This window comes from Mycobacterium gordonae (assembly GCF_002101675.1).
In the GTDB taxonomy this organism is placed as follows: Bacteria; Actinomycetota; Actinomycetes; order Mycobacteriales; family Mycobacteriaceae; genus Mycobacterium; species Mycobacterium gordonae.
Genome location: NZ_LQOY01000102.1, coordinates 21,846 through 33,284, shown reverse-complemented (window position 1 = coordinate 33,284; position 11,439 = coordinate 21,846). Strand labels below are relative to the sequence as shown.

Genomic DNA, 11,439 nt, shown 5'->3' with positions numbered 1-11,439 from the left:
TACCACACCGAGGTCCACCACGTCTCCGGCTGGACCACCACCTTCTACACCGACATCCACGACCTCACCCTCGCGTGTGGACCGCACAACCGCCTCGCCGAAAAAGGCTGGACCACCCGAAAAAACGCCCGAGGCGACACCCAATGGATCCCACCCGCCCACCTCGATCACGGCCAACCCCGCACCAACACCGTCCACCACCCGGAGAAACTCTTCGCCCCCGACGACGACGAAGACGAGCCGTAGCTGCCGCAACGCCCATCCGCGGCGGTATTGTGGCCTGCGGAAATCACAGCGAAAGGGACCTGGTGTCGACACCCAACGAGCCCGCCGACATCGGACGGTTGTTGCTGCGCTGCCACGACCGGCCCGGAATCATTGCTGCGGTGAGCACCTTCCTGACAGAGGCCGGGGCCAATATTATCTCGCTGGACCAGCATTCCACCGCACCCGAAGGCGGAACATTCCTGCAGCGAGCCATCTTTCACCTGCCCGGGCTGACCGCTGCGATCGACGGACTCGAGCGGGATTTCGCCGCGACCGTGGCCGAAAAGTTCGGAATCGACTACCGGTTCACCGAGGCCGCCAAGCCCAAGCGGGTCGCCATCATGGCATCCAAGGACGACCATTGCCTACTGGACCTGTTATGGCGCAACCGCCGTGGCGAACTGCAGATGTCCATCGCCATGGTGATCGCCAACCATCCCGACCTGGCTGAGCAGGTAAGGCCCTTCGGGGTGCCGTTCGTCCACATTCCCGCCACCCGCGACACCCGCGCCGAGGCCGAACAGCGCCAGCTCCAATTGCTCAGTGGCAACGTTGATCTGGTGGTGCTGGCTCGCTACATGCAGATCCTGACAGCAGACTTCCTGTCCGCGGTCGGGTGTCCGCTGATCAACATCCACCACTCTTTTCTCCCGGCGTTCATCGGCGCGGCGCCCTACAAGCGGGCCCGGGAGCGCGGCGTCAAACTCGTCGGCGCCACCGCGCACTACGTCACCGAAGTGCTCGACGAGGGGCCCATCATCGAACAGGACGTGGTGCGCGTCAGCCACACTGACACCGTGGGAGATCTGGTGCGCGTGGGCGCCGATGTGGAACGCGCGGTACTGTCTCGCGCGGTGTTGTGGCACTGCCAGGACCGCGTCATCGTGCACAACAATCAGACCATCGTGTTCTGACCTAGGCTTTGGCGGTGTCCACCGCCGTATCGCCGAATCGCGCGCCCAGAGCCGCCCACACATCGGCGTACTGCCCGGGCAAATTGCGGTATGCCCCTTGTCGTTCGATGAACTGGCGCGCCACCGGCACGACGACCCGCCTCGGGTAGCGCTTCCAACCGGTTTGGGCACGCATCTCACCCAGCATGTCCGGCCATGAATGGTGCTGGAACGTCAGCACCCGCTGCGCCACATCCACATCCATCCAATCGGCGTTGGGATACCAACCGTCGTCATCGTTCGGGTCACCCGGCCGCCCCGGCGGCATCAACCCGGGCATGCCCTGCGCGGCCGCCATCGCCGACCCGATGTCACCCTGCCGCAGCAGATGCGAGTCGTCGCCACCGATCAGAAAGATCTCCCCGACGACATCGCGCTGCGCTGCCGCCGCGAATGCCGCTGCCACGTCCCGGGTGTCGACTGAATGCACCCGCCCATCAGACGGCAGTGCACTGCTGAAGTACATCATGTCGCGGGTCACGGGCATGGCTCTCGGATCGGTGCTCAGCACACCGCCGAGCCGCAACACCACCCAGTCCAGATGCGAGGACCTTACGAGCTCCTCAGCTTCCAGCTTGTGACCGCCGTAGAGTTCGCAGGGCCGAAGTGGCGTGTCGACAGCCAAGAATTCCTGATGGCGATAGGGATTGCGGGAGCCGTAGATCGCGGTGCTGGAGGCATGCAGGAAGCGTGGCGGGTTCGGTTGATGCGAAGCGGCATCCAGCAGAGCCCCGGTGGCACCGACATTCAGCTTGCGGGCGAACACGGCGTCTCGATACACCAGCGGCGGGATCACAGCCGCGAGGTGAACGATCACATCGGGCGACACCTCCGCCACCAAAGAACGCACCTGAGCGGGGTCCGTCAGATCGGTCCACCGGGTCTCCACCCGCGGCGGTAGCTCTTCGTAGGCCTTGCGATGCGCCGTGGCGATCACCCGCCACCCCTCGGCGGCGAACCGTCTGACGGCCTCGGTCCCCACCAGACCGAAAGCACCGGTGATCAGCACGGTTCCCGACATGGCAGTCCTCGATCCCGGTCAAGCAACTCTGTGCAGGACGGTAACTCAATCGGTTACCGGAGCGCTATACCGTTCGGTGGCTGATGATTAAATCGGTTCGTGCAGGGCTACGACATCATCGGCGACATTCATGGCTGCGCGTCCGCTCTGCATACCCTGCTCACCGAACTCGGATATCAACGTAAAGACGGCACATTCACAAATCCCGAACGACAGGCGATCTTTGTCGGCGATCTGGTCGACCGCGGTAGTGAGCAACTGCGTGTCCTCGAAATCGTCAAGGACATGGTCGACGGCGGACACGCCCAAATCGTCATGGGCAACCACGAATTCAACGCCATCGGATACGCGACCGAACATCCCGCCGGCAGCGGGCGCCACTTAAGGGAACACAGCGACAAGAACAACCGGCAGCACCGGCAGTTCGTCGATCAGCTCACCGACGATCAGCGGGCGCACTACGTGCAGTGGTTCACGACGCTTCCGTTGTGGCTGGATCTGGGCGACCTGCGGGTGGTGCATGCTTGCTGGCATGAGCACTCCATGAGAACAGTTGAGCGGCAGCTGGGTTCGAATCGTTTCAGCAGCCTGGACCAGATCGTCGACGCCTCCACCAAGGGAAGCGACCTCTACCAGGCCATCGAGGTGTTGCTCAAAGGGCCCGAAATCAGTCTGACGGGCCGCCAGATACCGCCGTTCAAGGACAAGGACGATCACCTGCGCGGCGAGGCCCGGATCCGCTGGTGGGACAACAGCGCCACCACGCTGCGCCAAATCGCAGAAATATCAGATACTTTCACCGCCGCGGACGGTACACCCTATCCCCCGTTGCCGGACGTCGAGATTACCCCAGAAGAGCGGTCATACACCTACAGTGAGCGCATTCCGGTGTTGTACGGCCACTACTGGCGCACCGGCAGCCCCCGGCACACGCGCGACTGGACCGCACACTGCGCCTGTGTGGACTTCAGCGCGGCCAAAGGCGGAAAGCTGACCGCCTATCGGTGGTCCGGCGAGAGCACCATCCAAGCCGAAAACTATTGGCAGTCCGGCTAATCGTCGCGGCGGGCGATCCGTTCACGCAGGCGCCGGTTGACGGGTTCGGGCAGTAGCTCGCTCACGTCACCGCCAAGCATCGCGACTTCTTTTGCCAGCGATGACGAGACGAACGAATACCGCGGCGCGGTGGCGACGAAGAAGGTGTCGACCCCGGCCACATGCTTGTTCATCTGAGCCATCTGCAGCTCATATTCGAAGTCAGTGCCGGTGCGCAGACCCTTGACGATCGCGTTCATCCCCTGGGATCGGACGAAGTCGACCACCAGACCCTGCCCGGATTCCACCCGCAGGTTGGGCAGGTGGGTCGTCGACTCTTCGATCATCGCGATGCGTTCGTCGAGTTCGAACATGCCCTTCTTGGCCGGGTTGATCAGGATCGCGACCACCACCTCGTCGAACTGGGCCGCGGCGCGCTCGAAGACGTCGATGTGGCCTAACGTGACCGGGTCGAAGGACCCGGGGCATACCGCGCCTGACATAGGAGACGACGCTACACGGCCGCAGATACCAGTTCGGCCAGCTCGAGACGGGTGTCGCCGTAAACCCGCTCGGGCCACGCCGACCAGCCAGCCGGCCAGGTCAACGGGGCACTGGCGACACCGCGCTCCACCACCGCCACGGTCCCCTCCCGCACCCAGCCGTTGAAGGCCAACGCCTCCAAAACGGCGTTCACACCTTCGGTTTCGATGTCATAGGGCGGGTCGGCGAGCACCAGGTCCACCGGCGAGACCGCGCCGGCCGCCAGCACCGTGGCCACCGTGCCGCGGCGCACCACTGCCCCGGGCAGCCCCGCTGCGACGATGTTTCGCGCCAGTACGGCCGCGGTGCGCTGGTCGGATTCGACGAACAGCGCGGACGCCGCCCCGCGCGACAACGCCTCCAGCCCGAGCGCTCCCGAGCCCGCATACAGATCGAGCACCGCCACACCGGTCAGGTCAAGTCGTGCTGTGAGGATGTTGAACAGCGATTCTCGCACCCGGTCGGTGGTCGGCCTGGTTCCCCGCGGCGGAACCGTGAGCCGCCGGCCCCGGGCCACACCGCCGATGATGCGCGTCAGCGCAGCACCACCAGCAGGTCTCCGCCCTCCACCTGAGCCGTGCTCGACACGGCGACGCGTTCCACGGTGCCGTCGCCGGGCGCGGTGATCGGCGCTTCCATCTTCATCGCTTCGATGGTGGCGATGGTCTGCCCGGCGGTCACCCGGTCGCCGTCGGACACGCTGACGGTGACTACGCCCGCGAACGGCGCCGCAACGTGATTGGGGTTGCCACGGTCGGCTTTCTCGGCGGCCGGCACCGCGCTGGCGATGCTGCGGTCGCGCACCAGCACCGGGCGCAGCTGGCCGTTGATGATGCACATGACGGTACGCATTCCCCGCTCGTCGGGTTCGGAGATGGCCTCCAGCCCGATCAGCAGCTCCACGCCGCGCTCCAGTTTCACCCGGTGCTCTTCGCCCTGGCGCAGGCCGTAGAAGAACTGGTTGGCCGACAACTGCGAGGTGTCACCGTAGTTATCCCGGTGTTCCTCGAATTCCTTTGTCGGACCGGGAAACAGCAGCCTGTTCAGGGTTGCCTGCCGTTTCGGCCCGGGCGCCGACAGGGCATTCTCGTCGTCGGTGGTCAGGCTTGGAGCCGGCTTGGCCGGCGCGCGACCGGCCAGCGCCTTCTCGCGCAGCGGCTCCGGCCATCCGCCCGCCGGGTCGCCCAGCTCACCACGCAGAAACCCGAGCACCGAGTCGGGGATGTCGAAACGCGCCGGATCCGAGGCGAATTCGTCGGCGGACAGACCCGAGCCGACCAGCGCCAGCGCCAGATCGCCCACCACCTTCGACGACGGAGTCACCTTGATCAGCCGGCCCAGCACCCGGTCGGCCCCGGCGTAGGCCTCTTCGATCTCCTCGAACCGGTCGCCGAGCCCGAGTGCGATCGCCTGCTGGCGCAGGTTCGACAACTGGCCGCCCGGAATCTCGTGGTGGTAGACCCGCCCGGTCGGGCCGGGCAAGCCAGATTCGAAAGGCGCGTAGACCTTTCGCAGCGCCTCCCAGTACGGCTCCAGCGCGCACACCGCCGGCAGCGACAAGCCGGTGTCGTATTCGGTGTGCGCGGCCGCGGCCACGATCGAACTCAGCGCGGGCTGGCTGGTGGTGCCGGCCATCGGCGCTGCCGCCCCGTCGACCGCGTCGGCCCCGGCCTGCCACGCCGCCACGTAACTGCCGAGCTGGCCCCCCGGCGTGTCATGAGTGTGGACGTGCACCGGCAGGTCGAATCGACTGCGCAGCGCACTGACCAGCGTATGGGCGGCCGGCGCCCGCAACAGCCCGGCCATGTCCTTGATGGCCAGCACATGCGCGCCGGCCTCCACGATGCTCTCGGCCAGCCGCAGGTAATAGTCCAGCGTGTACAGCCGCTCCCCCGGATCGGACAGGTCACCGGTGTAGCACATCGCGACTTCGGCTACCGCCGAACCGGTTTCGCGCACCGCGTCGATGGCCGGGCGCATCGAATCGAGATTGTTCAGCGCGTCGAAGATCCGGAAGATGTCGATGCCGGTGGTCGTCGCCTCCTCGATGAATGCCGACGTGACGATCTCCGGATACGGCGTATATCCCACAGTGTTCCGGCCCCGCAACAGCATCTGCAGACAGATGTTGGGGATCGACTCGCGCAGGGCGGCCAGCCGCTCCCACGGGTCTTCCTTGAGGAACCGCAGCGCCACGTCGTAGGTCGCTCCGCCCCAGCACTCCACCGACAGCAGCTGCGGCGTGGTGCGCGCGAGATACGGTGCGACCATGAGTAATCCGCTGGTGCGCACCCGGGTCGCGAGCAGCGACTGGTGCGCGTCGCGGAACGTCGTGTCGGTCACCCCCACTGCCGGCGACTCCCGCAGCCAGCGCGCGAACCCCTCCGGGCCGAGTTCGGCCAGACGTTGCTTGGAACCGGCCGGCGGCGGAGTGTCCCGGTCGATGTCGGGCAGCTTGTCCTGCGGGTACACCTTCGACGGGCGGGTGCCGTGCGGCTTGTTGACGGTGACGTCGGCCAGGTAGTTGAGGATCTTGGTGCCGCGGTCGGCCGAGGTGCGCGCGGTCAGCAGCTGCGGCCGGTCGTCGATGAACGACGTGGTGATGCGGCCGGCCTGGAAGTCCGGGTCGTCCAGAACCGCTTGCAGGAAAGGAATGTTCGTCGATACCCCGCGAATCCGGAACTCCGCCATGGCGCGGCGCGCCCGGTTGACCGCAGTCTGGAAATCCCGACCCCGACAGGTCAGCTTGACCAGCATGGAGTCGAAGTGCGCGCTGATCTCGGCGCCCAGGTTGGTGCTGCCGTCCAACCGGATACCGGCACCACCCGGCGTCCGCAGGGCGCTGATCCGCCCGGTGTCGGGACGGAAGCCGTTGGCCGGGTCCTCGGTGGTGATGCGGCACTGCAACGCCGCACCGTGGGGCCGGACGCCGTCCTGCGTCAGGCCGAGATCTTCGAGTGTCTCCCCGGAGGCGATGCGCAGCTGGCTGGAGACCAAATCGACGTCGGTGATCTCCTCGGTTACGGTGTGCTCCACCTGAATTCGCGGATTCATCTCGATGAAGACGTAATCGCCGCTCTCGTCGAGCAAGAACTCGACCGTGCCCGCGCAGCTGTAACCGATATGACGGGCGAACGCGACGGCGTCCCCGCACATCCGCTCCCGCAGCTCGGGCGACAGGTTGGGCGCCGGTGCCAGTTCGATGACCTTTTGATGGCGGCGCTGCACGCTGCAGTCGCGCTCGTAGAGATGAATGACGTTGCCGTGCGTGTCGGCGAGGATCTGCACCTCGATGTGGCGCGGTCGGAGCACGGCTTGTTCCAGATACACCGTCGGGTCCCCGAACGCCGACTCGGCTTCCCGGCTGGCCGCTTCGATGGCCTCGGCCAGCGCGGCGCTGTCCGTGACCCGGCGCATCCCGCGGCCGCCGCCGCCGGCAACGGCCTTGACGAACAACGGAAATCGCATGGCATCAGCGGCTGACACGAGTTCGTCGACCGACGACGACGGCGCCGAAGACTCCAGTACCGGCAGGCCGGCTTCCCGCGCCGCCGCGATCGCCCGCGACTTATTGCCGGTCAGCTCAAGCACTTCCGCGCCCGGACCGACGAAGGCGATACCGGCTGCCGCGCACGCCGCGGCCAGATCCGGGTTCTCCGAGAGGAATCCGTAACCGGGGTAGACGGCGTCCGCCCCGCAGCGCCGCGCCGTCTCTACGATCTCGTCCACCGACAGGTACGCGCGCACCGGGTGCCCGACCTCGCCGATCTGGTAGGACTCGTCGGCCTTCAGCCGATGCAGCGAGTTGCGGTCCTCATACGAGTAGACGGCGACGGTGCCGACGCCGAGTTCGTAGGCCGCGCGGAACGCCCGGATCGCGATCTCTCCGCGATTGGCCACCAGCACTTTGGAGATCACCCTTGACCCCTAACTCAGATGAGCGTCGACCAATAGTTCCAGAAGCGGACCATAATCAGCAGGAACACGGCGGTGAACCAGAACGTGACAAGTGACCACCGCCATCCGAACAGGAACCGCAATATGCCGCGGTCGTTCAACGTCGGACGCAGCAGGATTGATGCCGCCACCACCACCAGCAGTGTGATGGTGACGGCCCACACCACCATGCAGTACGGGCACAGGGCCCCGATCCGGTACAGGCTCTGGAAGATCAGCCAGTGCACGAACACCGCACCGATCGCCAGCCCGACCTCCAGGCCGGTCCAATACCACCGGGGCAGCGGCACTTTCGCCACGGCCAGCACGCCGGTGACCACCACCACGGTGAACCCGGCAATGCCCAGCAACGGATTGGGGAAGCCGAACACCGAGGCTTGTTTGGTCACCATCACCGAGCCGCACGACAGGATCGGGTTGATGTTGCAGGTCGGCACGTAGGCGGCGTTGCGCAGCAGCTCAATTTTTTCCACCGTCAAGGTGATCGAGGAAAGCAATCCGATCCCCCCGCCGATCAGCACCCACCAGGCGCTCAGCACAGGCACCGGCGCGGCCGCCGGCTGCAGCTCGCCGGACTCTTCGGCGACGACATCGACTGACATCTGAGTTACGTCTTCGCTGCGGCCGAAGCCTCGTCCATACCGGGTATGTTGCCGACGATTTCCCTGATCTTGGCGACCAGCGCGTCGGGCGTCGACGGATCGTACTCGTTGCCGTTGATCCGGACGGTCGGGGTCGCCCGGATATTGCTGGCCGCCGCCAGCCCGGTGACCTTCGAGATGTACTTACCGCTGTTGATGCAGTCCGGCACCTTGCCCGCCGCACCAGCCTCGCGAGCGATCTCGATCAGTCGCGCATTGTCGGGAAACTTCGTGCCGGTCTCGGAGGGTTGGATGTCCGTGCTGTACAGCGCCGCGTGGAACCGGCGGAACGCTTCGATGGATTCGTCGGCCACGCAGTAGGCCGCGGCCGCGGCCCGCGACGAATAGTTCTGAGTGCGCGGACTGTCCAGGATCGTCACCATGGAGTAGTCCGCGGCGATGGCGCCGATGTCGATCAGCTTGGACACCGTTGGCCCGAAGCCCCGCTCGAAGTTGCCGCATGCCGGACAGAGAAAGTCCTCGTAGAAGGCCACCACCGCTTTGGGCTTGCCATTGGGCTGGCCATTGTCGGTGACCAGCTTGCCGGAGGTCACGCGGACCGCGCCTTCCCCGCTGATCGGGGTCTTCTTGTGATTGTTGGTGACAATGTAGAAGACCAGGACGACGGCGAAGATCACCACCACGGCGGTGCCGCCGATCTGGATGAGTCTGCCGAACTTGCCGTCGCCGGACCCGGACTTCAGGTCGAGTCGGGCAGGGCGCTTGGGTTTGTCGGCCACGGGAACCTCACGTTTCGTTGACTTCACCCGCAGTCGGGCGCCTCTAGACTACCGACGGCCCGGGTGAATCCGGTCAGCACCGGCTCAGGTGTGCCCGCAACGCCGAAATCAGCTCCGTGGTCCCTGCCGCACTGCCGCCCCCCAGCTGGAACAGATTGGCGAAACCGTGGGTCAACGAGCGCAGATAACGCAAGTCAACGTCCGTGCCGGCAGCCCGCAGCGCCGCCGCGTAGTCCTGGCCCTCGTCGCGCAGCGGGTCGAATCCGGCGACGGCGATCAACGCGGGTGCCAGCCCGGACAGCGATTCGGCCAGCGCCGGCGAGACCTTCGGATCCTTCAGGTCGATCCCCGACTTCCTGAGATATTGGGCCGTGAACCAGTCGATGTCGCGCTTGGTAAGCAGGAAGCCCCGGGCAAACAGGCTCAGCGACCGGGTTCGCGCGGTGAAGTCGGTGCGCGGGTAGATCAGCCACTGCAACACCGGGGCGGGGCCACCGTGGTCCCGAGCCATCTGGCTGACCACCGCCGCCAGGTTGCCGCCCGCGCTGTCGCCACCCACGGCGACCCGTCCGGGAATGGCGCCGAGTTCCTCCGCGTGCTCGCAGGCCCACTGGAAGGCGGTAAACGCGTCCTCGATTGCCGCGGGTGCCGGATGCTCGGGCGCCAGCCGGTAGTCGATGGACAGCACGTGCGTGGCCGCGTCGCGGCAGGTCAAGCGGCACAGAGCGTCGTGGGTGTCGAGGTCGCCGATCACCCAGCCGCCACCGTGGTAGAAGACCAGCAACGGCGCCGGCCCGTCAGCGGGCGGGCGGTAGTGGCGCGCTCGGAGCACACCGGCTTTGCCGGGCAACGAGAGTTCGCTGACGTCCACATGAATCTGCGGACCGGGCATCGACTCCATGTTCAGACGCATCATGGCCCGGGAGGCGGCGGCATCGTCGTCGGTGACCAGGCCGTCGATTCCGGCGGCCCGCAGGCCCGTCAGCATCAGTTGCAACGTCGGATCGAGCGTGTTGCCGTCGATGATCACCGAACGGCCCCGCGTCAGCAGTCGCTTGCCGGCGGAGGGAATCCACGGAATGACTTTGACGCCTACGGTGGTGACGGTGTTCTGGACGCGGGTCATCCACCCGGTCGGTCCACGCTTTGCTCCGGTATGGAGGTCCTGCGTGCCTGGCAGACTTTTGGTCATGCGCCGCTCCTGACAAGAACTTTGGTGACGCTGTATCACTCGCCGATTCCGGCGTACCCCGCGACCAACTGTACGTCGTGACCTCTGCAGCGAATTCGGACACTCGGCACAGGGTTGATTAGGTCGCATATCCAACTCGGTAATATCGTGGTCCCGAGATCGGTGAGCATTCACTTCAGACAGGTAGGTGAAATTACGTGACTGGCGAGTCGGGCGCCGCGGCGGTTCCCTCAATAACTCTCAACGACGAGAACACGATTCCAGTGCTCGGCCTCGGCACCGCGGACCTCTCGGACGACGAGACAGAACGCGCGGTGTCGGCCGCGCTGGAGATGGGTTGCCGGCTCATCGACACCGCCGCCGCTTACGGCAACGAGGCCGCAGTGGGCCGCGCCATCGCCGCCTCCGGCATCCCGCGCGCGGAACTGTTCGTCACCAGCAAGCTCGCCACCGACCAGCACGGCTTCAACCTTTCTCAGGACGCCTGCAAGGCCAGCCTGGAGCGGCTGGGCCTCGATTACCTCGACCTGTATCTGATCCACTGGCCGGCGCCCGAGCAGGGCAAATACGTGGACTCCTGGGGTGGACTGATTCAGTCCCGCGGGGAGGGACACACCCGCTCGATCGGCGTGTCGAACTTCACGGCGGAGTATCTGGAGATGGTGATCGACCTGACGTTCGTCACCCCGGCGGTCAACCAGATTGAACTGCACCCGCTGCTCAATCAGGACGAACTGCGCAAAGCCAACGCCGGGCACCAGATCGTGACGCAGGCCTACACCCCCCTGGCTCTCGGCAAGCTGTCGGACAACGCGACCGTGACTGCGGTCGCGGGCGAGTACGGCAAGACGGCGTCACAGGTGCTGTTGCGCTGGAATGTGCAGCTAGGCAACTCGGTCGTGTTCCGTTCGGCCGATGCCGAGCACATCTCGGGGAACCTGGACGTGTTCGACTTCGAACTGGCCGCCGAGCACATGGATGCGCTGAACGGACTCAACGACGGCACTCGGCTTCGTCCGGATCCGGAGACCTACGCCGGCACCTAATTGACGGCCGCCGAACGTGAAGATTGCGACGCTGCCCAGCGTGT

General features: G+C 65.8%; 10 protein-coding genes and 1 pseudogene. 4 read left to right on the top strand and 7 right to left on the bottom strand.

The window, feature by feature from the left end; translation table 11 throughout:
- Both AWC08_RS17100 and purU read left to right on the top strand, forming a co-directional pair.
- Positions 1 to 246: pseudogene (locus AWC08_RS17100) on the top strand (hypothetical protein); the annotation flags it as partial.
- A 62-nt stretch (positions 247 to 308) separates the two neighbouring features.
- Positions 309 to 1,181, top strand: coding sequence for a formyltetrahydrofolate deformylase (gene purU, locus AWC08_RS17095; RefSeq protein ID WP_372513487.1), 873 nt, complete (start codon positions 309 to 311; stop codon positions 1,179 to 1,181).
- 1 nt (position 1,182) lies between these two features.
- Here the strand turns inward: purU and AWC08_RS17090 are convergent, their stop codons facing one another.
- Positions 1,183 to 2,241 (bottom strand): NAD-dependent epimerase/dehydratase family protein, encoded by a 1,059-nt coding sequence (locus tag AWC08_RS17090; protein ID WP_069435525.1) that lies wholly within the window; start codon positions 2,239 to 2,241, stop codon positions 1,183 to 1,185.
- A 99-nt stretch (positions 2,242 to 2,340) separates the two neighbouring features.
- On the opposite strand from AWC08_RS17090, the gene AWC08_RS17085 reads away from it, so the two are divergent.
- Entirely contained in the window at positions 2,341 to 3,297 is a 957-nt protein-coding gene (locus tag AWC08_RS17085; RefSeq protein WP_069435526.1) for a metallophosphoesterase, read from the top strand.
- Here the strand turns inward: AWC08_RS17085 and coaD are convergent.
- The 6 genes from coaD to AWC08_RS17055 form a co-directional block, all read right to left on the bottom strand.
- The gene (gene coaD, locus AWC08_RS17080) at positions 3,294 to 3,779 is read right to left on the bottom strand and encodes a pantetheine-phosphate adenylyltransferase (RefSeq protein WP_065134753.1); all 486 of its coding nucleotides are present in this window, start codon (positions 3,777 to 3,779) and stop codon (positions 3,294 to 3,296) included. The two genes, AWC08_RS17085 and coaD, sit on opposite strands and share 4 nt — an antisense overlap.
- A gap of 11 nt (positions 3,780 to 3,790) precedes the next feature.
- Positions 3,791 to 4,357: a 16S rRNA (guanine(966)-N(2))-methyltransferase RsmD gene (gene rsmD, locus AWC08_RS17075; protein ID WP_065134773.1), complete on the bottom strand. Its 567-nt coding sequence runs from the start codon at positions 4,355 to 4,357 to the stop codon at positions 3,791 to 3,793.
- Positions 4,354 to 7,737 carry a pyruvate carboxylase gene (locus tag AWC08_RS17070; protein ID WP_065134754.1) on the bottom strand — a complete coding sequence of 1,128 codons (3,384 nt, stop codon included), beginning with the start codon at positions 7,735 to 7,737 and terminating at the stop codon, positions 4,354 to 4,356. Before AWC08_RS17070 ends, rsmD begins: the two co-directional genes overlap by 4 nt.
- A gap of 14 nt (positions 7,738 to 7,751) precedes the next feature.
- Complete coding sequence (locus AWC08_RS17065) at positions 7,752 to 8,378, bottom strand: vitamin K epoxide reductase family protein (RefSeq protein ID WP_085088009.1); 627 nt, start codon at positions 8,376 to 8,378, stop codon at positions 7,752 to 7,754.
- Between the two features lie 5 nt (positions 8,379 to 8,383).
- The gene (locus tag AWC08_RS17060; RefSeq protein WP_069434688.1) at positions 8,384 to 9,157 is read right to left on the bottom strand and encodes a DsbA family protein; all 774 of its coding nucleotides are present in this window, start codon (positions 9,155 to 9,157) and stop codon (positions 8,384 to 8,386) included.
- A gap of 73 nt (positions 9,158 to 9,230) precedes the next feature.
- Positions 9,231 to 10,349, bottom strand: a complete 1,119-nt coding sequence (locus tag AWC08_RS17055) for an alpha/beta hydrolase (protein ID WP_069434689.1) — start codon at positions 10,347 to 10,349, stop codon at positions 9,231 to 9,233.
- A gap of 197 nt (positions 10,350 to 10,546) precedes the next feature.
- Here AWC08_RS17055 and AWC08_RS17050 point away from each other — a divergent pair, with 197 nt between their 5' ends.
- Positions 10,547 to 11,395, top strand: coding sequence for an aldo/keto reductase (locus AWC08_RS17050; protein WP_069434690.1), 849 nt, complete (start codon positions 10,547 to 10,549; stop codon positions 11,393 to 11,395).
- Positions 11,396 to 11,439: the final 44 nt, after the last annotated feature.